Source organism: Methanoculleus sp. (assembly GCF_020696975.1).
Taxonomy (GTDB): Archaea; Halobacteriota; Methanomicrobia; order Methanomicrobiales; family Methanoculleaceae; genus Methanoculleus.
Genome location: NZ_JAJGBK010000014.1, coordinates 1 through 19469 on the forward strand (window position 1 = coordinate 1; position 19469 = coordinate 19469).

Here is a 19469-nt window from a genome sequence, read left to right on the forward strand (position 1 = left end):
CTATCTCATCCCCGAGATGATGGTGCCCGACGACGCTGACTGGTACCTCACGTTCGCGAAGAACCGGATGGTCCTGACCTACTCAAACGAGAGCAAGTACGCAGACGAGATCACCGCCGAGAACTGGTATGAGATCCTCGACCGTGACGGCGTCCGGTGGGGCTTCTCCGACCCGAACTCCGACCCATGCGGCTACCGCACCCCGATGGTGATCCAGCTCGCGGAGGCCTACTACGAAGACGACCAGATCTTTGAGACCCTTGTCAGCGAGCACAGCGAGATCACCGTCACCGAGGCAGACGGCGTCTACACGATCCACACCGCGGATCCCAAGCCCGACAGCACCACGCTGACGATCCGGCCCAAGAGCGTCGAACTCGTCCAGATGGTCCAGGCCGGCGGGCTTGACTACGCCTGGGAGTACAGGAGCGTTGCAGTGCAGAACGACCTTCAGTTCCTCGAACTCCCCGAGGAGATCGATCTCTCGTCGGTCGCGTTCGCGGAGACCTACGCGACCGTCCAGACCGAGACGAAGAAGGGCGACGGCACGGCAGTCTACGTGGGCTCTCCGATCGTCTACGGCGTGACGGTCCCGAAGATCGCCGAGCACCCCGACCTCGGCATCGCGTTCGTCGAGATGCTGATCGGCGCCACCGGCCAGGAGATCCTCACTGCCGACGGCCAGCCCCCGATCGTGCCCGCGGACGGCTACGGCAGCGTCCCTGAAGACCTCAAGCCGCTCGTTGCGGTGCAGGCCTGAACCTCCCCTCTTCTTTTTGCCTTACAGGCTTTCAGTGAGGCGTGTACAACTTGTATTAGCAACATCACGGACATGAAGACTGAAACACTCTCAACCGATCCCTTCCCGGCAGACGGGGAGACGAACGCCATCCGGTGGCACAGGTACCGGGAACGCTACGTGGACTGGTGCACCATCGGGTTCTGTATCCTTGGCGGACTGCTCGTCGGGATCACGGTGCTTGCCATCGCGAACATCGCGTCCGCAGAACTCGCCGACCCGGCTCACCTCATCGAGGTGGCGGCAACGTCCGAGGTGGTTCACTCGATCCTCCTCACATTCGGCGCGGGAGCGAGCGCCGTCCTCCTTCTCATTCTCTTCGGGACCCCGCTTGCCTACGTCCTCGCCCGTTCCCGCCCCTCCCGCTTCAAGGGGGTTGTCGAGAGCATCGTCGATATACCGCTCATCCTGCCCCACACCGTGGCGGGCCTGCTCGTCTACCTCCTCTTCATGCGCCGGGGATGGCTCGGCGCGCCGCTCTCGGAGATCGGGCTTGCGTTTGAGGACGCACTCCCGGGGACGATCGTCGCGATGCTCTTCGTCGCCTCGCCCTTCTACGTCAACAGCATGCGGGAGGGGTTCGAGAAGGTGCCGGTCCACCTGGAGAACGTCGCCCGCACGCTCGGGGCGGGAACCTTCACGGCGTTCCGGACGGTCACCCTCCCCTTAAGCCTCCGGCACATGTACAGCGGGGCCATCCTCGCCTGGGGGAGGGCGATCGGGGAGTTTGCCGGCGTCATCATGATCGCGTACTACCCGTTCATCATATCGACGCTGATCTACTACTCTTTCACGACGGACGGCATCCACACGAGCAGGAGCATCGCGTTTACCGTCATCCTGGTCAGTTTCGGGGTCTTCTACCTTCTCAGGCGGATGACCCGGTTCATGGGGAGGTACGATGATCGCGTTTGACCGCGTCTCGCTCAGTTTAGGCTCGTTCCACCTGAAAGACGTCAGCCTGAAGATCGGTAAGGGCGACTACTACTTCATCGTCGGGCCGTCGGGGGCGGGGAAGACGGTGCTCCTTGAGGCGATCGCCGGCCTCCACCTGCCGGATAGCGGCCGCCTGCTCCTCCGGGGCAGCGAGATCACCGCTCTCCCCCCGGAGAAGCGGAAGGTTGCCCTCGTCTATCAGGACTACTCCCTATTCCCGAACATGCGGGTCATCGAGAACGTCTCCTACGGCCTTCGGGTGCAGGGGATGGGGAAGAAGGAGGCGCACCGCGAGGTCGCCCCTCTCCTCGAACGGTTCGGGATCGCTCACCTCGCGGACCGCTACCCGGGAACCCTCTCCGGCGGCGAGCAGCAGCGGGTGGCGCTCGCCCGGGCCGTCGCGGTGAAACCCGACGTCCTCCTCCTCGACGAACCGCTCTCGGCCCTCGACCCCGTCACGCAGGAGAAGTTCATCGCCGACCTCAAGCGGCTCCACCGGGAGGACGGTCTCACGATCGTCCAGGTGAGCCACTCCCGCCGGGAGGCCCATCTCCTCGCCACCCGGGTGGCGGTGATCATCGACGGGACGCTCGTGGACGAAGGAGAGGCCGACGTTGTCCTGAACACTCCCCGGAGCCGGGAGGTCGCGGCGTTCGTCGGGATCGAGAACATCCTTGACGGAAGCGTGACGGCGAACGAGGGCGGGCTCGCGACGATGGACGTCGGCGGGCGGGCGGTCGAGGCGGTGACAGACGCCGCCGTGGGTGAGGAGGTCACCCTCTGCATCCGGGCCGACGACGTCGTCCTCGCCGTCGGGGATGGCCCGCAGTCCAGCGCCCGGAACACCATGGCCGGGACGGTTGTCTCCATCGCCGAGAACGGTCCCGTCGCCGAGGTGCGGGTGGACGCGGGCATCACGCTCACCGCGGTCCTGACCCGGCGGTCGGTGCGCGACCTCGCGCTTGCCCCCGGGACCGCCGTGACTCTCTCGGTCAAGGCGACGGCGGTTCATGTCATCCGCGGGTGAGATCCCTCACCCGTTCTTTTGTTTCAGCATGAGTAGCAGGCCGATCAGCCCGGCCGTGACTGCGTTCGCCGCGACGATGGCAAGATCCCCCTTCACCACCCCGTAGGCGAGCCAGAGCAGAACGCCGGTAAGAAGGACGAGGAGCATCGAAAGAGAGAGATCGGCGGTCGACTGCGTGCGCCATGCCCGGATGGCCTGCGGTGCAAACGAGAGCGTCGTGAGCGTCCCGGCGATAAGACCGAGTAAGGTGACGGTGTCCATAAGTCCGTCACCCGTATTCAGACCAGATGAACCCTGGGTTTCAGCAGGATCTTACCTTCAGGCTCCGGCCCCCCGCCTTCCTGTCCACCACTTCTGCGCGTAGGCAAGGACCATCCCGATGATGAAGGCGAACGTGAGCCCGATCAACAGGGTGAGGACGGCGATGACCGCCGTGACCAGGTAGGACTCCGTCTTTGCGCTATGCTTCCCGAGCTCGAGCGCCACAAAAACCAGGAGCGCGCCGAAGACGCCGAAGGGGATGAGAGTCAGCACCTCCGGCGGGGCGAAGGCAACGGCGAAGATGAGGATGAGCAGGCCGGCGACGATGTTCGCCCCGCCGGTTCGCGCGCCGAACCGGTACATGGCCGCAAGCCCCCCGGCGCCGTGGCACATCGGAAACCCGCCGAGCGGCGTCGAGACCAGGTTCATGGCGCCGATCGTCCGGGAGAGCCGGTCGGGGTCGACGCCCTTCTTCGGGAAGAGGTCGTAGGTGAGGAGCGATGTCGCGAGGATGGCGTTTGCGATCGTGAGAGGGATCTGCGGGAGGACCAGGTCCCACGTCGCGGTGATAAAGTCCGCCGGCATCGGGATGACCGGGACCGGAAGCGGCATCAGCCGGAACGGCGGCATCCCCTGGGCGGCGATCCCGGCGGCAAGCCCGATGATCAGGACAAGCAGGGCGGAGACGTCCGGGACCCGGGTGCGCTGCGACGCGACGAAGAAAGCGAGGATGATCCCGATGGATATGGCCGCAACGAGGACGTCGGCGAGGATGTAGCCAAGAGATGTCCGCAGGAGGAGGAGCGCAAGCCCTGCCTGGACGCCCCGGATGACGCTCTTCGGGATATGCTCCCCGAGCCAGGTCATCCCACCGGCGAGCCCGAGCAGGAGGAAGAGCACCCCGACGATGATCCCCGACGCCACGATCTCGCCGGCACAGAGCCCTTCGGCGATGACGATGGCCCCGATCGCCTTCATCGGCTCGATCGGGATGGGGAGGCGGTAGTAGAGCCCGGTGATGATGAACCAGGCGGCGAAGAAGAGGAAGAAGTGGCTGACGCTCACGTCCGGGCAGACGATCGCGACGCCGAGCAGGATAGGGAAGATGGTCCCGAAGTCGCCGACGGCTCCGGCGATCTCCTCGATGTTGAACCGGATGCCGCCCTTCTCCGTCGCACTCTCCTCCGCCATGGAACACCTTTCGATCCCCTCGCGGGGGTCCGTCCGGGGCTTCGTTTCCCGTGACGTCTAAAGGTTTATTACTCCCTCTTGATAAGTAAAACCGTTAACTTACAATCATTTCCCCGGTACCACATGTAAACGCTTATTGTGCCCATTTGTGCAATTATTCTTATGAAAGCAGACCTGACCCTTGTTCTTACGCCGTCTGTCGCGGCAGCCGCAGCGCGTGCATGCGGGTGTACCGCGGCACTGACCGCCTGCGCGACCTCCAAGGAGATGATGCATTGACGGGCCAGGAGGAGAACGAAACTATGGAAACCGCCACCTACCGGATCATCGGCACCATCCACTCACCGTTCACCGACCAGGACACCACGCCCATCCAGAGCATCTTCTCCGAAGCGGAGGGGACGATCGAGGTCTTCCCCGAGTATGCCGAGGGGCTTGAAGGGGTCGATGGGTTCTCCTACATCTACCTCCTCTACCACTTCCACCGGGCGAACGGCTATCGCCTGCGCCAGCGTCCGTTCGCTGACGGCAGCAAGGAGCGCGGGATCTTTGCCATACGCCATTTCAGCCGCCCGAACCCGATCGGGATCTCTCTCGTCGAGGTCGTCTCCGTCGAGGGCAGCACAGTCCGGGTCCGTGGGATCGACGTGCTGGACGGCACACCGCTCCTCGACATCAAGCCATACGTCCGCCAGTTCGATCAGCGCGACGATGTCCGGAGCGGCTGGGTCGACGCACGGCATATCGAAGAGATGAAGGTCCGGAGTTTCTCGCCAAAGGACCTCCGAGAGTACGAGGAGTCCTCACGAACCTGAAAACTCCTTTCTTTCCCACTGCATGCCCCCTACCTGGGCGCGGCGCCCTTCCCCGAAGCCGCGGGGTCCGGCCCGGGCTCGTCCTCCCGTTTCTTCTCGGCGAGGAGGTCCTCGGCCTTCAGCCGTTCGATGGCCGCGTCCAGGTAATCCGAGACGATCCGGTCCCTCTCCGGGATCTGCCTGATCCAGACCCGCACCATCAGCCTGACCCACTCCTCCTTGACCGACGAGACCTGCACTTTCGGTTCGAACAGTACATGACCGGGGCGGGGAGTGTCGGAGGAGAGGCGCCCGATGTAGGGGAGATCGAAGAGGTTCTGGAGGGCGGACCGCTCGGCAGGCTCGACGTGGGGCAGGATCCGGGGATGGTCGTGCGCGGCGGCGAGCGCGATCTCCTGAACCCGCGCGAGATCTGCAGTGACCGGGACAGCGAGCGGGATCGAGACCTCCAGAAGCCCGCCCCGGGAGTAGTTGATGACCTTTGAGGTTATGATGCTCGAGTTCGGCGTGAGGACGAAACCGCCGTCGAGCCCTCGGAGGGTCGTCGTCGTGAAGGAGATATCCTGCACCTTCCCGGGCCCGGTCTCCGGCCTTCCGCTGACGGCCACCCACTCCTCGAGCTGGATCGGGCGATTGACGGTGATCAGGACACCGGCGATGGCGTTCTGGATGATCTGGCGCGACGAGAAGGCTATGACGATACCGAGGACACCGAGCGACGCGGCGAAGGCCGTCGGGTCGAAGGCGAGGAAATGCCTGGCGCTCGCGTAGATCCCCCCGATGGTGATGCCGTACTGCAGGACGGCCGCCGTCCACTTGGCCGTCCCGCGGGAGACGCGTCCGTCAAGAATCCGCCGGAAGAGCAGGTAGGCGAGGTTGCCGAGGAAGAGAAACCCGATGAGGGTGAAGAAGAATGCGAGGAACGCATCAAGGGGTACCCCGCCGATCAGGACCGAATCGCTCTCCTGCATGTAAAGGGGTGAGAGGGAGGAAGATTAATCCCTTCCGTCAGGCCGCTTCGGCCTTGACCGGAATCTCCTCAGCCGAGAGACGCCTGAGAACCTCCTTGAGGTACCGGGAGACGATATCGTCCTTCTGGGGGATCTTGCGGGTCCAGACCCCGACGGTCAGCCTGATCCAGCCGTCGGTGACGGACGTGGTGCGGATGGCGGGCTCAAGGTATGCGAAGTCAGCGCGGTCTGAGCGGAGACGCCTGTTGTAGGGAAGGTCGAAGAGGTCCTGGATGGCGGAGTGTTCAGCTTCATCGAGGTTTCGGATGATCCGGGGATCGTCGTGCGCTACCGCAAGTGCGATCTCCTTGACCCGCGCGAGGTCTGCGGTGGCCGGGACGGAGAGTGAGACCCGAATCTCCATCAGCCCGCCCCGGGAGTAGTTGACGACCTTTGAGGCGATGATGCTCGAGTTCGGCATGAGGACGAGGCCGCCGTCGAGCCCCTGGAGGATCGTCGTCGTGAAGGATATGTCGCGCACCCTGCAGAGCCCGGTCGACGGCAGTTCCCCGACAACGATCCACTCTTCGAGCTGGACCGGGCGGTTGATGGTGATCAGGACACCTGCAAGGACGTTCTGGATGATCTGGCTCGACGAGACGGCCACGACGATACCGAGGATCCCGAGGGATGCGGCGAAGGCCGTGAGATCGAAGGCGAGGAGATACCGTGCGCTCGCGTAACCCCCGCCGATGATGACGGCATACTGGAGAATAGCCGCCGCCCACTTGGCCGCCCCGGGGGAGACCCGCCTGTCAAGAACCCGCCTGATGAGGAGGTAGGCGAGGTTACCAAGGAAGAGGAGCCCGATAAGAGCGAGGATGAACCCGAAGAACGCGTCAAGGGGTACCCCGCCGATCAGGACCGGATCGCCCGACTGCATCTCAAAAGTAATGGGTGAGCGAAGGAATTAACTCTCCTGTATCGTCCCGTCTACCGCTCAGGCTCCTCGCCGCCCGGTGCGGCCGCGCGGGCCTGAAGCGCCGGGAAGATACCGGCGCCGAGGATCTCCTCCGCGTGCTCGCCATACCGCTCCGCCATGATCCCGAGGAGCCGGCGGGTCCCCGCCGCCGTGGTCGAGATCCCTATCCGCTCCACCCGGCGGATCAGCCCGTCGCGTTCCATCGCCCCGAACCGGGGAAGCACGTAGTAGTGGGGTATTCCAAGGTGTTCGGCGAGTTTGCGGGTCGTGGGGAAGCGGATGGAGATGCCGTCCGGAGAGAAACCGATGGTTACGCACCGATCCTCCTCGAGGAGGATCCTGACGGCCGCATCGATTATGTCGTCGTGTTCATGCGTGGACATCCGATCGTAGGAGTACTCGCGCCCGGCGCAAAAAAGAGAGTCGGTTCGGTTACGCCGCTTCGGCCTTCTGCATCTCGCCCCGCTCTTCCTCGGGCATCTCTTCGAGATAGACGATCTCCGCACCGATGTCCTGTGCAATCTGTTCGAGTTCTACTTTGCGAAAGTGCGTCCCCTCCACCTTCAGGTGCTTCTTTTCGCCCTGCTCTTCGACGACGGCGACGACGCGGAACCGGGGCTGCTTGACGCCGGTACCGACTTTCTGGCGTTCTCGTGCATAGATCTTCATATTTTTCCTCCCATACCAGTTGGTATACCTGCTGATATACCCCAAAGATACATAACGTTTTCCCTCACACCTGAATTAAGTGGTCTTCTATGGCAGAACGGTTTGAGATGGGATCGAGACTCAAAGGCGAGAGTCTGGTCCGGCGGGGCCTGCTCCGCGAGACTGAGGGGGGCGAGCAGATCAGGATCATGCCCGACCTGAACGTCGTCAAGATCGGCGGCCACGGCGTCATCGACTACGGGCGGGAAGTCATCTATCCGCTGATCGAAGAGATCGGGGAGCTCTCCCGGAACAACAAGATCCTGGTCGCCACCGGCGGCGGCGCCCGGGTGCGGCATATCCTGGACGTCGGGATCGATCTCGGGATGCCGACGGGGGTGCTTGCGGAGCTCGCGGGCAAGATCAGCGAGCAGAACGCTATCATGATGTCCATCCTCTTCTCGAAGTACAACGGCACCCGGATCCACACCGACGATCTCTTAAACCTCCCTTCGCTCATATCCCTCGGGATGTTGCCGGTCGTCCAGGGCACCCCGCCCTACGGGCTGTACGAGCACCCCCCGAAACTCGGGAGCATCCCCCCACACCGGACCGACACCGGCGCCTTCCTGATGGCCGAGGTCGTGGGCGGGAAGAACTGCATCCTCGGGAAGAACGTCGACGGGCTCTACACGGAGAACCCGTTTGAAAACCCGGACGCCGAGTTTATAGCGGAGATCGCGGCCGACGAGCTCCTGGAGATGCAACTGGAGGATATGGTGCTCGAACCGATGGCAGTCGAGCTCCTCCGGGACGCCGTCCATGTCAGAGAGATCAAGGTGGTGAACGCCCACATCCCCGGCAATATCGCAAAGGCTGTCAACGGGGAGCGGGTCGGCACGATCATACGGGCCTGACAGCCCGAAGTCAATCTCTTTTTGTTAACTGATGAGAAGCCTTCTTTAGTCTTGCGAGTGGATACAGTACAGCATACGAGCGATCCCATGACTCTTTATCTCGGCATTGACGACACCGACACCCGCGAGTCCCGGGGGACCGGACGACTCGCCCGCGCGATTGCAGCAGAACTCGCCAGGAGATACACCGTGACGGGGGTGACCCGGCACCAGCTCTTTGTCCACCCCGCCGTCCCCTACACATCCCACAACAGCTCCGCCGTCATCCATATCCAGGAAGGAGAGAACGGGGCCGCGGCCGACGTCTTCGCGACGGCAAAGGAACTGATGCTCGCCGACTTCATCGAGGGGAGCGACCCCGGCATCTGCGTCGCCGCCGGCCGGACCATCGACGGCACCCTCCACCGGTTCGGGCTCGCCGCAAAGACGAGCATCGTGACGCAGGAAGAGGCGCGAAGACTTGCCCGCAATGCCGGAATCCTCCTCGAAGGGCTCGGCGGTACCGAGGACGGCGTCATCGGCGCGCTTGCCGGCGTCGGGCTCGCGGCGTCGGGCAACGACGGCCGGTTCGTCCAGAAAGGAACGACCCGGGACCTCCGCGGCAGCCAGACGGTCGCCGCGATCCTCGCCTCAGGCGTCGACCGTGTCTCGACCAGGGACGGGAAGACGGTCAGCGAAGGCATCGTCACCCTCCGGAAGTTCCCGAAACCCGCCTTCATCGAGGGAAACGCCGTCCTCTTCGTCGAGGCTGACGGTGACGCCTACCGCGACATCGTGGTCGGGTGACGATGACCGGGGTCGGAACGACCACACTCTATCAAATCCATTTTTCAACCGACCACCCACGCAAAAATAGGTAAACCTAATCAAGTTAACACCAGCACAAAACGACAGTATTTAAGTGTGAGTATTCCGACACTTCCATGATATTTATGGTAAGACGAACCCTTTTCGCTGTTGCGGCCGTCATGGTCGCCTTCCTGCTCATCTGCGGCTGTACCGGGACGACATCCGACCCGACTCCCGTAGAAAAGCAGCAACTCCGTATCGCGACGACGACGAGCCTCTACGACACCAAACTCCTCGATCACCTCACACCGATCTTTGAGGAGAAGTATAACGCCGAGGTGCTGATCGTCTCCGCCGGGACCGGCAAAGCGCTCGAGTACGGGCAGCGGGGCGACGTGGACGTCATGATGGTCCACGACCGCGCACGTGAGGACACCTTCCTCGCCGACGGCTACGGGACCGACAGGCGCGTCTTCGCCTACAACTACTTCGTCCTCGTCGGACCGGAGTCCGACCCGGCAAATGTCAGCGGCATGGCTCCCGAAGCAGCCTTCACCGCCATCCGCGAGAAGGGAATGGCCGGCGACGCGAGCGTGATCTTCGTCTCGCGCGGCGACGCATCGGGCACACACTCTAAAGAGCAGGCCATCTGGAAGGCCGCCGGGTTCAACTACTCGGCAGAGGTGAAAGGTTCCGGCGACTGGTACCAGGAGGCCGGGACAGGCATGGGCGCGACCCTTGAGATGGCAAACGAGAAAGAGGCCTACACCCTCTCCGACATCGGGACCTACCTCGCCTACAAGGGCAACCTTGACCTTGTGACGATCGTGGACGAGGGCGACATCCTGCTCAACGTCTACTCCGCGATGCAGATCAACCCCGAGAAGTTCCCCGACATCAACAGCTCCGTCGCAAAGGACTGGGTCAACTTCATGATCTCCGACGAGATCCAGCAGGAGATCGCCTCCTTCGGTGTCGACCAGTATGGCCAGCCGCTCTTCTACGCAGCCCAGAACGACTGGGAGAAGATCGGCGTGACCGAGGCTGAAGTAAAGAACCCGGTTGTCTGAGCCGGTAACAATCTTCACTCCTTTTTGCCTCCGGCGGACCATAATCAGGTGCAGAGTATGTACGAGATCATCGAGGGATTCCTGGAGGCGGCAAGACTCATCGCCACGTTTGATGGCGATGTGATGGGAATCGCCGCACGAAGCATCATCATCTCGCTCACCGCAACCGTGCTCGCCACCCTGATTGCCGTCCCGCTCGGGGCCGCGATCTACTTCGGGACGTTTCCCGGCAAGAAGAGCCTGATCAACCTGATCCAGACGCTCTACTCCCTGCCGACGGTCATCGTCGGGCTGCTCATATTCCTGCTCATATCCCGTGTCGGGCCGTTCGGCTTTATGCGGCTTCTCTTCACCCCGACCGCCATGGTCATCGCCCAGACGGTCCTGGTCCTCCCGATCATGACCGGCCTCACGATATCCGCGCTCTCCGGGGTCGACCCGGTCATCAGGGATACCCTCCGCTCGCTCGGGGCGACCCACCTCCAGTTCCTTGTGAACATCATGAAGGAGGCCCGGTTTGCAATCCTCGCGGCCGTCGCGATCGGGTTCGGGCGGGCGATATCCGAGGTCGGAGCCGCAATCCTTGTGGGCGGCAACATCATGGCGTCATCGTTCGCGAGTTCGACCCGGGTGCTGACGACCGCGATATCCCTTGAGACCTCGATGGGGAACATCTCCCAGTCCATCGCGCTCGGAATCGTCCTCCTTGCAATCGCCCTCGCCGTCAACCTCGTCATAACGACGATCCAGCACCGGTGACCCTATGATTGAACTTGATAACGTCTCAAAGCAGTTTGACGGTCCGGCGGTCCTTGCCGGCGTCACCGCACGCATCAGGCGGGGAGAGATCTTCACCGTCATCGGCCCCTCCGGGTCCGGAAAGTCGACCCTGCTGCGCCTCATCGACCTCCTCGACTCCCCGACGGGAGGGACGATCCGGGTCAACGGCACCGATATCCACGCAAACGGTGAAGAAAGCCTCCGGATTCGCCGGATGATGGGGATGGTCTTCCAGAAACCCGCCGTCTTCAACACCACGGTCACCGAGAACGTCGCCGTCGGCCTTCGGTTCCGGGGAGCGGAGGAGAGGGTGGTTCGAGAGAAGGTCGAGGAAGCCCTCGCCATGGTCGGCCTTGCCGATTACGGGGAGCGGCGGGCCCGGACGCTCTCGGGTGGAGAGATGCAGCGGGTGGCGCTTGCCCGGGCGATGGTGATCGAGCCGGAGATCCTCCTTATGGACGAACCGACCGCGAACCTCGACCCGGTCTCGGTGGAGAAGATCGAGGAGCTGGTGCTGCGGATCAACCGCGACCTCGGGACGACGATCCTCTTCTCGACCCACGACATGTACCAGGGCCAGCGGCTCGCCCACCGGGTCGGTGTCCTGATGAACGGTATCTTCGCACAGGTGGGGACCCCGAGGGAGGTCTTCACCCTGCCCGCGACCCGGGAGGTCGCCCGGTTTGTCGGGATCGAGAACATCATCGACGGGGTTGTCGTCGCTGAGAACGGCATCTCCGTCATCGATGCCGGCGGAATACGGATCCGGGCGCGATCGCCGTTGTCCCGGGGCGAACAGGTCGCCCTCTGCATCCGGTCGGAGGACCTGCGGGTCTTCCTTGAGGAGGGAGGAAAGACTCATCTCAACGGGAACACCCTCCCCGGCACCGTGGCCTCCATCGTGCCCCGCGGCCCGTTCAGCAGGGTGACGGTCGACTGCGGGTTTGCTCTTTCGTCCGTCCTCTCCTGGAAAGCGGTGGACAACCTCGGCATCCGGGAAGGGAGCCGGGTTACCGTCTCGTTTGCCGCGGAGTCGGTCCACGTTATCCGGCAGGAGTGACGGGCGCCTCCACCCCGGGTCTTGGTGTGAAGATGGATTACCGCGACGTCGGCGCCGAAGGCTCCACCACCCCCCCGCTCTGGACCATCCGGATCTTCTCTATAGCGTCCTCCGCGACGCTCTTCTCCTCCGCATCCCCGCTCCGGGCGAGAGCCTCGAGAGCGTCGATCGCTCGCGGGTTGCCGATGTACTTGAGCGCTCCGGCCGCATAGAGCCGGACGTTCCTGTCGGCATCCTTCGTCGCGCCGATGAGCGGGTCCACTGCAAGATCGCCCATCCGGAAAAGAGCGCCGGCCGCCGCCCCCCGGACGTCGGTGTTCTCGTCATGGAGCGCCCCGATGAGCGCCGCGACCGCGGAAGCCTCCCCGGTATCACCAAGGACACCAAGCACGACGGTCCGCACCTCGGGATCGGGGTCGGCGAGCATCGCGGTGAGCGGTTCCACCGATCCGCGGCCGAACTTCGCTATGGCTCCCGTCGCCTGGCACCGGAGATCGTCGTTTGGGTCCTTGAGCGCCCGGATCAGGGACTCCACCGCTGACGGATCGCCTATCTCGCCAAGGATGGCGGCCGCGTAGACACGCCGGAGGTCCCGCCGGGTCTCGATCTCCCAGGTCTGGCCCCCGGGCCCGGTCACGGTCGCCTGCCCCCCGGCAGTCGTCGGCTCCTCGTACTTCCCCGACGCCTCCGGGTTCTCGATGAGTTCGATCAGCGGTTCGACCGACGCACCCTCGAGCAGGGTGAGCGAGTCCGCCGCCGCTTCCCTCACCGCCGTCAGCGGGTCGCCGAGGGCCCGGATGAGCGGATCGACCTCCTTCACCCCGCCGAAGTCCCCGAGCGCCAGAGCGGCCCGCTGGCGGGTCAGGCCGTCACCGCTCCCGAGCGCCTCGATCAGGCCGTCGATGTCCTCCTCGGCCCGCAGCAGATCGATATTGAACCTCCTTTCGCCCTGCTGCTCCTCGATAAAACTGCTCTCTTGCTCCAACCATTTCGCCTCCGGGTCCGGCGTATACCATTACCCGATATAATAACCTTCTCCGGCAGGGATGGCCCGGCCGGGGAACCGCAAAAATGAGTGGCCGGTTCCGGCATCAGCGCGATGCCGGTGGGACGACCGTGGGCGTACCCCGCCTCTCCCGGAACCGCACAAGCCCGTCCTCGGCCGCCCTCCTGACGGCGGGGTCACTGTCGGAGAGCGCACGGTTGAGAGGGGCCTCCACCCGCGGATCGGCAATCTCGCCAAGGATGACGGCGGCATAAGCGCGGCGCAGTCCCCGCCCGGGAAGAGCACCCTCCGGTACGACGGCGGCCCTCCTTGCTCCGGGGAAGAGCCTTTCGTGCTCCTTCGCATCCTCAGGGCCGCCGAGGAGGTCGTGCTGGGCGAGCTCCCGATGCCGGAGAGGTTTTTGCGGCCCGACATCCCCCGGGCCGCCGAGGAGATCGTGCTGGGTGATCTCCCCCTCCGTATCGCGCGACACTGCGCCCCCTGACTCCCGGATATCTGCCGGACCGCCGAGCGCATCGTGCTGGGCGAGGCCCTCCTCCTCATCACGGGCCCTTCCGCCCCCCGATTCCCGGATATCCGCGGGGCCGCCGAGCGCATCGTGCTGCCTGATGCCTCCATGGTGGCGGAGTCTCCTCTTTGCGGGCGGTATCCCCTCAGGCCCCCCGAGGAGGTCGACCTGGGTAACGCCCTCCTCCGGCGCCTCCTGCGGCATCCCATACGCTGCCGCGGCCTCAGGACGCTCCAGGAGGTCGATCAGCGGGTCGACCGCCGGCGTCCCGACCATGGCAAGCGCGTTCGCCGCCCCCTCCCGGACACGCTGATCCGGATCGGCGAGTGCATGGATGAGCGGATCCACCCCCCTCCATTCCCCGAGCGCGCCAAGGGCAAGGGCAGCATTCCGGCGGACAGCCGGATCGCCGCGCCGCAACGCCTCAGTCAGGCCGCCGATGTCTCGTCCGGACGTCATGCGCTCAAGATCGTATTGCTTCTCCCCCATTGGAAGATCCCTTCTTTGCACCACAATCACCTCAGGATAGGGCGTTGTAACCGGCGCAGAGTATAATAATCTTATGTATAAAAATCCCCACATACCATCCGAAGGATCCGGGCCGTTTCCGGGAGGAATCCCACCGGGAAAGGCGGCCCGGGGGTTACAGATATTTATCCCCGCAGAGCGAGGAGAGTACCATGCCTGAGGAGAAGAGGACGGCGGAACTGAAGATATCCGGGATGCACTGTGCGTCCTGCGCCCTCAACATAGAACATGCTCTCCAGGGCCGGGACGACGTCTATGATGCCCGGGTCAACCTCGCGGCCGAGACCGCCACGGTCGAGTACGACCCGACGAAGACCAGCCTTGCCGACCTCGAGCGGACGGTCGCCGACGCCGGTTACGAGGTCGTGAGGAACGAGGTCACCGTCAGGATCGGCGGGATGGTCTGTGCGGCCTGCGCCCAGGTGATCGAGGCCTCGCTCACCGATCTCGACGGCGTCTACGAGGCCCGGGTCAACCTCGCGACCGAGGACGCGCACGTCGTCTACAACCCGGCGCTCGTCACGATGCCCGATATCCGCGCCGCCGTCGAGGGGGCCGGCTACCAGTATCTCGGCCTCGAGGAGGAGGTCTCCGAGGACGTCGAGGAGAGGATGCGGGAGGAAGACCTCCGGGACAAGTTCCGGCGGTTCGTCGTCGGGTTTGCGGTCAGCATCCCGCTCTTCTTCTACATGCTCCTCGGGATGCCGGGGATGGCAGCCCTCCCGGTCTCGGCGAACCTCATCATGCTCGTCGTCACCCTGCCGGTCTTTCTCTATGTCAGCGCCCCCATCTTCAGGGCGGCCGCCGCCGCGCTCCGGAACCGGGCGCTGACGATGGACGTCATGTACGCGATGGGGATCGGCGTCGCCTACGGCGCAAGCGTCCTCGGCACCTTCGGTATCGTCCTCACCCCGGCCTTCAACTTCTACGAGACCGCGGTGATGCTCGCGGCGTTCCTGACGCTCGGGCGCTACCTTGAGGCCCGGGCGAAGGGGAAGACGTCTGAGGCCATCAAGAAGTTGATAGGACTTCGCCCGAAGACCGCAACGGTGATCCGGGACGGTCAGGAGGTCGAGGTCCCTATCGAGAACGTCGTCGTCGACGACGTCCTCATCGTCCGGCCGGGGGAGAAGGTGCCGGTGGACGGTGTGGTCGTGGGCGGCGAGAGTTCCGTCGATGAGTCGATGATCACCGGAGAACCCATCCCGGTCGACAAGCGGGAGGGAAACGAGGTCGTCGGCGGCACCCTGAACGTGAACGGTCTCCTCCGGGTCCGGGCCCAAAAGATCGGGAAGGATATGGTGCTCGCCCAGATCATCAGGCTTGTTCGGGACGCCCAGGGCTCACGCCCACCGGTGGAGCGGATCGCCGATATCGCGGTCTCCTACTTCATCCCGGCCGTGCTCGTGATCGCCGCCGCCGCCTTCCTCATCTGGTATGTGGGGCTCGGCGCATCCCTCCTCTTCTCACTCACGGTGCTGATCTCCATCCTGGTCGTCGCCTGCCCCTGTGCGCTCGGCCTCGCCACACCGACCGCCGTGACCGTCGGGATCGGCCGGGGCGCGGAACTCGGGCTGCTGATCCGGAACGGCGAGGCACTTGAGATATCCGAGAGACTGACCGCGGTCGTCTTCGACAAGACCGGGACGCTCACCCGGGGGAAACCGGACGTCACCGACGTCATAGCGTTCGGGATGCCGGAGGACCGGCTCCTTGCAATCGCGGCGGCGGTCGAGTGGAACTCGCAGCACCCGCTTGCGGCGGCGGTCGTCCGGCGGGCGGAGGGTGCCGGGATCACGATCCCGGCCTCAACCCGGTTCACGACCTTCGGCGGCCGGGGGGTCAGCGCTGTCGTGGAGGGAGAGGAGGTCCTCATCGGGAGCCAGCCCTTCCTCATCGAGCGCGGTATCGCCGTCCCGCCAAAGGTGGAGATGCGGGTAGCCGCGTTCCAGGATGTGGGGAAGACCGGGGTCCTGGTCGCCGCCGGGACCGAACTTGCGGGCATCCTCGCCATCGCCGATACCCTCAAGCCGACGACGAAGAACGCCATCGCGGACTTAAAACGGATGGGTCTTAAGGTAGTGATGATCACCGGCGACAACGAGCGGACAGCGAACGCCATCGCGCGGGAGGTCGGGATCACGGACGTCCACGCCGGGGTGCTCCCGCAGGAGAAGGCACAGGAGGTCCGGGCCCTCCAGGAGCAAGGAGCGGTCGTGGCGTTCGTGGGCGACGGGATCAACGACGCCCCGGCGCTTGCGCAGGCGGATGTCGGGATTGCGATCGGGAGCGGGACCGACGTCGCCATCGAGAGCGGGGACATCGTCCTCGTCCGCGACGACCTCGTCGACGCCGTCGCGGCCGTCGAACTCTCCCGGAAGGTGATGAGCCGGATCAAGCAGAACCTCTTCTGGGCGTTCGCCTACAATGCCGCCCTCATCCCCCTCGCGGCAGGCGTGCTCTATCCCTTCTTCGGCATCACCTTCCGGCCGGAGTTTGCGGCGCTCGCGATGGCCCTCTCATCGGTGACGGTCGTCTCGCTCTCGCTGCTGCTCAAGACATATATACCTCCGGCGAAGAGAGGGATCCTGTCGGAGGTTGATACATATGGCAGTTGATCCGGTATGCAAGATGGACGTCGACGAGGCGACCGCGAAGTTCAAGAGCGAGTATAAGGGCAAGACCTACTACTTCTGCGCCCCGGGGTGCAAGAAGCTCTTCGAGCGGGACCCCGAGGCGTACCTCAAAGAATCGTAACCATTTTTAAAACCGGTAGACCGCCTGCCGGGTCCGGGCTCCCTGCCGCTCCTCCCCGGGCTCGAGGTCCGCGGCGTCGTCGCAGACCCCCCGGAGGGTTGCGCTCGCGTTGTCGGCGAAGTGGACCGCCCAGGCCTCGGGGGTCCGGGGCAGGACCTCGCCGTGGGGGCCGTGGTGGGCCATCACGATATGCAGGATGTGGCTGAACCGTGCAGGGTCGACGCCGGCGGAGTGCCGCAGAAGCGCAGCGGCCCCGATCGCCGTATGCCCGACGAGGGTGTACTCGGGGAGCGCGATGAACGTGAACCCCTGGCGGCGGAAACAGGACGCTTTGCCGATGTCGTGGAGGAGGGCGCCGGCGAGGAGGACGTCGGTGTCCATCTCCGCCCGGTTGATCGTCTTCGCGAGCGAGAGCGCAATCTCAGCGGTCTCGAGGGTATGCTCCGCAAGGCCGCCGATGTAGGCGTGGTGGTGGCGTTTGGCCGCCGGTGCTTCAAGGAACCCCGGGGTGGTGTTCATGACCGCGGAGACGAGGGAGAGTATGCCGGGGTCCTCGATCTTTGCAGTCATGCGGGCGAGCCCCAGCCGGACACCGTCGCCGTCGACGGGCGCATAGACAAACAGGGTGGGATCGAACCCATCCGGCGGCACGGGGGTTGCGAGGCCGGTTATTCCGTCGTTCACGTTGACCTCGCAGGTGCGGTTGTAGACCTTCGCGTAGCCCTGGATGCGGTAGATCGCACCCGGCCGGATCGCGTGGCAGAACGCCTCAATCTGCTCCACGGTGTGTTCAGACGTCCCCCACACCTTGCAGGCCCCCCGGCCCGTCCTGTCGGAGATGGAGAGCTGGATGTACTTGCCGCCGTCCCGCTTCTCCTTCAATTCTGCAGTCTCCACCACGAAGGGCGCATCGACCTGCATGCTCCCGTTGATCTCCTCCACAAAGACCGCCTTCTCAAACACCGGGCTCATCGCTCCTGTGAGAATTCGTTCGCCCGGAAAAACCTTAAAACCCGGCGGTTTGTTCCGGGAGAGCAGGAGAGGGCTATCTAGCGAACCGGAGGCGGAGCATCCCCATCAGCATCGCTTTTGCATCCGACGTCGCAACCTTCGACTCGTCCCGGTTCTCCCAGGTTATCGGGACCTCCACCACCCGGCAGCCGCGCTGCGCGAGCCGCCAGAGGAGTTCGACGTCGAACTCGAACCCTGTCGACCGGATGGAGGGGAGAACCGTATCAAGAGCAACTCTGCGGAAGGTCTTCGCGCCGCACTGGGTGTCCCGGTAATCGAGCCCGAAGAGTGTTCTGACCAGGAGGTTGAAGAGACGGCTCTCGGCCCTGCGCCGGAACCCCTGTTTCACCGTCAGGACCGAGCCGGTGACCCAGCGCGAGCCGATAGCGCCGTCCGCGGTCGCGAGGCGGTCAAAGAGGCGCTCCATCTCGGACAGGGCCGTCGAGCCGTCGGCATCCATGTAACCGACGTAGTCCGTCGCCGCCGCCTTCATTCCGGCGACAACCCCTCCACCCTTTCCGAGACGGGCCGGGAACGTCAGGCACCGGATGGAGAGGGAGGGGTGCTCGGCCGCAAACGCGCCGATGATCTCTGCAGTGGCGTCGGTCCCGTCGCAGACGAAGACGATATCGCCGGCAAACCCGGAGATATCTCGAAGAAGTGACTGGATCCGCTTTTCTTCGTTGTACGCGGGGATTACCAGGGTGCAGTCCGCCCGGCTCACGCCACCGCCGTCCGTATCGTCTAGCATTCCAGTTTCGTTATGATGGTATCGGCGAACTGCGCGGCAGCAGTGGGGCCGTTCGCGGTCACGATCTGCATATCGGCGACGACGGGGATCTCTAGGAGGTTCGCTCCAGCCTTCTTCATCTCCTCGACCGCCTCCGGGCTCGGGTAAACCGTGGCCTGCCGTCCGGAGAGGATGCCCGCCTGTGCCAGGACGACCGGCGCAAGACAGATGGCGGCGACGACCTTGCCCTGCTCGAAGAATGACCGGACAAGGGCGATGAGCCGCTCGTTTCTCCAGAGATGGTCCTTTGAGCCGGCGCCGCCCACCACGACGATCCCGGCGTAGTCGTCGGGGTTCACGCCGTCGAACCCTACGGCCGCCTCTGCGGTGGCGCCCAGCATCCCGGTGCACGTGCCGGCAGCGGTCGAGGCGATATCGACGCCGATCCCCGCCTCCTCAAAGGCTCTCTTCGGGACCTCCAGTTCTTCATCCCTGTACTGCTCCGGTGCAATCGCAAGCAAGAGTCTCATGTGGGTTTCCTATCAGGGTTTGTTCATAAGCGTATTGATGGTTGTGGGGCAGGGAGACACCGGCAGAACCGGGTCGTATTCTGGCCGCCACACCCGGGATGCTGGGCGCCACCGCAAGGCCCGGCGGCCATCCCGGAAAGGGTCGGATCGAGGCATACCCGATCGTGAGATCAT

The 19469-nt window shown here is 64.3% G+C and carries 22 protein-coding genes; 11 read left to right on the forward strand and 11 right to left on the reverse strand.

Annotated features, from left to right (window positions below; all coding sequences use genetic code 11):
• The 3 genes from wtpA to QZ650_RS03120 all read left to right on the forward strand — a co-directional run.
• Positions 1-760, forward strand: a 760-nt coding sequence (gene wtpA / locus QZ650_RS03110) for a tungstate ABC transporter substrate-binding protein WtpA (RefSeq protein WP_292522457.1), incomplete at its 5' end; no start/stop codon positions are given.
• Positions 761-832: 72 nt separating this feature from the next.
• Complete coding sequence (locus QZ650_RS03115; RefSeq protein ID WP_292516975.1) at positions 833-1714, forward strand: ABC transporter permease; 882 nt, start codon at positions 833-835, stop codon at positions 1712-1714.
• Positions 1701-2762: an ATP-binding cassette domain-containing protein gene (locus tag QZ650_RS03120; protein WP_292516978.1), complete on the forward strand. Its 1062-nt coding sequence runs from the start codon at positions 1701-1703 to the stop codon at positions 2760-2762. Before QZ650_RS03115 ends, QZ650_RS03120 begins: the two co-directional genes overlap by 14 nt.
• Before the next feature lie 6 nt (positions 2763-2768).
• Here QZ650_RS03120 and QZ650_RS03125 read toward each other — a convergent pair whose 3' ends face one another.
• Positions 2769-3023, reverse strand: coding sequence for a SemiSWEET family sugar transporter (locus QZ650_RS03125; RefSeq protein ID WP_292516981.1), 255 nt, complete (start codon positions 3021-3023; stop codon positions 2769-2771).
• Between the two features lie 57 nt (positions 3024-3080).
• A complete protein-coding gene (locus QZ650_RS03130; RefSeq protein ID WP_292516985.1) occupies positions 3081-4214 on the reverse strand; it encodes a putative sulfate/molybdate transporter in 1134 nt (377 codons plus the stop codon).
• Positions 4215-4516: 302 nt separating this feature from the next.
• Between QZ650_RS03130 and tsaA the strand changes: the two genes are divergently transcribed.
• Positions 4517-5029, forward strand: a complete 513-nt coding sequence (gene tsaA, locus QZ650_RS03135) for a tRNA (N6-threonylcarbamoyladenosine(37)-N6)-methyltransferase TrmO (RefSeq protein ID WP_292516988.1) — start codon at positions 4517-4519, stop codon at positions 5027-5029.
• A 29-nt stretch (positions 5030-5058) separates the two neighbouring features.
• Here the strand turns inward: tsaA and QZ650_RS03140 are convergent, their stop codons facing one another.
• From QZ650_RS03140 to QZ650_RS03155, 4 genes are read right to left on the reverse strand one after another with little or no spacing between them, the layout of a single operon-like run.
• Positions 5059-6000, reverse strand: a complete 942-nt coding sequence (locus QZ650_RS03140; RefSeq protein WP_292516991.1) for a mechanosensitive ion channel family protein — start codon at positions 5998-6000, stop codon at positions 5059-5061.
• Between the two features lie 37 nt (positions 6001-6037).
• Positions 6038-6922, reverse strand: coding sequence for a mechanosensitive ion channel domain-containing protein (locus QZ650_RS03145; protein WP_292516994.1), 885 nt, complete (start codon positions 6920-6922; stop codon positions 6038-6040).
• 50 nt (positions 6923-6972) lie between these two features.
• Positions 6973-7344: a hypothetical protein gene (locus tag QZ650_RS03150; protein WP_292516997.1), complete on the reverse strand. Its 372-nt coding sequence runs from the start codon at positions 7342-7344 to the stop codon at positions 6973-6975.
• 49 nt (positions 7345-7393) lie between these two features.
• Positions 7394-7630 (reverse strand): hypothetical protein, encoded by a 237-nt coding sequence (locus tag QZ650_RS03155; protein ID WP_292517000.1) that lies wholly within the window; start codon positions 7628-7630, stop codon positions 7394-7396.
• An 89-nt stretch (positions 7631-7719) separates the two neighbouring features.
• Here QZ650_RS03155 and QZ650_RS03160 point away from each other — a divergent pair, with 89 nt between their 5' ends.
• The 5 genes from QZ650_RS03160 to QZ650_RS03180 all read left to right on the forward strand — a co-directional run bounded on the left by QZ650_RS03160 (position 7720) and on the right by QZ650_RS03180 (position 12225).
• Positions 7720-8526 (forward strand): uridylate kinase, encoded by an 807-nt coding sequence (locus QZ650_RS03160; protein WP_292517003.1) that lies wholly within the window; start codon positions 7720-7722, stop codon positions 8524-8526.
• A gap of 57 nt (positions 8527-8583) precedes the next feature.
• Positions 8584-9312, forward strand: a complete 729-nt coding sequence (locus tag QZ650_RS03165) for an ABC transporter substrate-binding protein (protein ID WP_292522458.1) — start codon at positions 8584-8586, stop codon at positions 9310-9312.
• 146 nt (positions 9313-9458) lie between these two features.
• Positions 9459-10385: a substrate-binding domain-containing protein gene (locus QZ650_RS03170; RefSeq protein WP_292517008.1), complete on the forward strand. Its 927-nt coding sequence runs from the start codon at positions 9459-9461 to the stop codon at positions 10383-10385.
• Positions 10386-10442: 57 nt separating this feature from the next.
• The gene (locus QZ650_RS03175) at positions 10443-11144 is read left to right on the forward strand and encodes an ABC transporter permease (protein WP_292517011.1); all 702 of its coding nucleotides are present in this window, start codon (positions 10443-10445) and stop codon (positions 11142-11144) included.
• Between the two features lie 4 nt (positions 11145-11148).
• On the forward strand, positions 11149-12225 hold the full coding sequence (locus tag QZ650_RS03180) for an ABC transporter ATP-binding protein (protein ID WP_292517014.1): 1077 nt from the start codon (positions 11149-11151) through the stop codon (positions 12223-12225).
• Positions 12226-12262: 37 nt separating this feature from the next.
• Here the strand turns inward: QZ650_RS03180 and QZ650_RS03185 are convergent, their stop codons facing one another.
• Both QZ650_RS03185 and QZ650_RS03190 read right to left on the reverse strand, forming a co-directional pair.
• Positions 12263-13210: a HEAT repeat domain-containing protein gene (locus tag QZ650_RS03185; RefSeq protein ID WP_292517017.1), complete on the reverse strand. Its 948-nt coding sequence runs from the start codon at positions 13208-13210 to the stop codon at positions 12263-12265.
• A gap of 106 nt (positions 13211-13316) precedes the next feature.
• A complete protein-coding gene (locus tag QZ650_RS03190) occupies positions 13317-14198 on the reverse strand; it encodes a HEAT repeat domain-containing protein (protein ID WP_292522459.1) in 882 nt (293 codons plus the stop codon).
• Between the two features lie 221 nt (positions 14199-14419).
• On the opposite strand from QZ650_RS03190, the gene QZ650_RS03195 reads away from it, so the two are divergent.
• A complete protein-coding gene (locus tag QZ650_RS03195; protein WP_292517023.1) occupies positions 14420-16885 on the forward strand; it encodes a heavy metal translocating P-type ATPase in 2466 nt (821 codons plus the stop codon).
• Complete coding sequence (locus tag QZ650_RS03200; RefSeq protein WP_292517026.1) at positions 16875-17024, forward strand: YHS domain-containing protein; 150 nt, start codon at positions 16875-16877, stop codon at positions 17022-17024. The genes QZ650_RS03195 and QZ650_RS03200 overlap by 11 nt, the downstream gene beginning before the upstream one ends.
• Before the next feature lie 6 nt (positions 17025-17030).
• Here the strand turns inward: QZ650_RS03200 and QZ650_RS03205 are convergent, their stop codons facing one another.
• The 3 genes from QZ650_RS03205 to QZ650_RS03215 form a co-directional block, all read right to left on the reverse strand.
• Positions 17031-17996 carry an HD domain-containing protein gene (locus tag QZ650_RS03205; RefSeq protein WP_292517029.1) on the reverse strand — a complete coding sequence of 322 codons (966 nt, stop codon included), beginning with the start codon at positions 17994-17996 and terminating at the stop codon, positions 17031-17033.
• A gap of 73 nt (positions 17997-18069) precedes the next feature.
• Positions 18070-18786 (reverse strand): dolichyl-phosphate beta-glucosyltransferase, encoded by a 717-nt coding sequence (locus tag QZ650_RS03210; RefSeq protein WP_292517032.1) that lies wholly within the window; start codon positions 18784-18786, stop codon positions 18070-18072.
• Entirely contained in the window at positions 18780-19295 is a 516-nt protein-coding gene (locus tag QZ650_RS03215; RefSeq protein ID WP_292517035.1) for a DJ-1/PfpI/YhbO family deglycase/protease, read from the reverse strand. Before QZ650_RS03215 ends, QZ650_RS03210 begins: the two co-directional genes overlap by 7 nt.
• Positions 19296-19469 lie beyond the last annotated feature (174 nt).

Excerpts from the sequence above, each read along its gene's own strand:
- QZ650_RS03115 (WP_292516975.1), top strand. The coding sequence starts at position 833 with ATGAAGACTGAAACACTCTCAACCGATCCCTTCCCGGCAGACGGGGAG.
- QZ650_RS03120 (WP_292516978.1), top strand. The coding sequence starts at position 1,701 with ATGATCGCGTTTGACCGCGTCTCGCTCAGTTTAGGCTCGTTCCACCTG.
- QZ650_RS03125 (WP_292516981.1), bottom strand. The coding sequence starts at position 3,023 with ATGGACACCGTCACCTTACTCGGTCTTATCGCCGGGACGCTCACGACG.
- QZ650_RS03130 (WP_292516985.1), bottom strand. The coding sequence starts at position 4,214 with ATGGCGGAGGAGAGTGCGACGGAGAAGGGCGGCATCCGGTTCAACATC.
- tsaA (WP_292516988.1), top strand. The coding sequence starts at position 4,517 with ATGGAAACCGCCACCTACCGGATCATCGGCACCATCCACTCACCGTTC.
- QZ650_RS03140 (WP_292516991.1), bottom strand. The coding sequence starts at position 6,000 with ATGCAGGAGAGCGATTCGGTCCTGATCGGCGGGGTACCCCTTGATGCG.
- QZ650_RS03145 (WP_292516994.1), bottom strand. The coding sequence starts at position 6,922 with ATGCAGTCGGGCGATCCGGTCCTGATCGGCGGGGTACCCCTTGACGCG.
- QZ650_RS03150 (WP_292516997.1), bottom strand. The coding sequence starts at position 7,344 with ATGTCCACGCATGAACACGACGACATAATCGATGCGGCCGTCAGGATC.
- QZ650_RS03155 (WP_292517000.1), bottom strand. The coding sequence starts at position 7,630 with ATGAAGATCTATGCACGAGAACGCCAGAAAGTCGGTACCGGCGTCAAG.
- QZ650_RS03160 (WP_292517003.1), top strand. The coding sequence starts at position 7,720 with ATGGCAGAACGGTTTGAGATGGGATCGAGACTCAAAGGCGAGAGTCTG.
- QZ650_RS03170 (WP_292517008.1), top strand. The coding sequence starts at position 9,459 with ATGGTAAGACGAACCCTTTTCGCTGTTGCGGCCGTCATGGTCGCCTTC.
- QZ650_RS03175 (WP_292517011.1), top strand. The coding sequence starts at position 10,443 with ATGTACGAGATCATCGAGGGATTCCTGGAGGCGGCAAGACTCATCGCC.
- QZ650_RS03180 (WP_292517014.1), top strand. The coding sequence starts at position 11,149 with ATGATTGAACTTGATAACGTCTCAAAGCAGTTTGACGGTCCGGCGGTC.
- QZ650_RS03190 (WP_292522459.1), bottom strand. The coding sequence starts at position 14,198 with ATGACGTCCGGACGAGACATCGGCGGCCTGACTGAGGCGTTGCGGCGC.
- QZ650_RS03195 (WP_292517023.1), top strand. The coding sequence starts at position 14,420 with ATGCCTGAGGAGAAGAGGACGGCGGAACTGAAGATATCCGGGATGCAC.
- QZ650_RS03200 (WP_292517026.1), top strand. The coding sequence starts at position 16,875 with ATGGCAGTTGATCCGGTATGCAAGATGGACGTCGACGAGGCGACCGCG.
- QZ650_RS03205 (WP_292517029.1), bottom strand. The coding sequence starts at position 17,996 with ATGAGCCCGGTGTTTGAGAAGGCGGTCTTTGTGGAGGAGATCAACGGG.
- QZ650_RS03210 (WP_292517032.1), bottom strand. The coding sequence starts at position 18,786 with ATGCTAGACGATACGGACGGCGGTGGCGTGAGCCGGGCGGACTGCACC.
- QZ650_RS03215 (WP_292517035.1), bottom strand. The coding sequence starts at position 19,295 with ATGAGACTCTTGCTTGCGATTGCACCGGAGCAGTACAGGGATGAAGAA.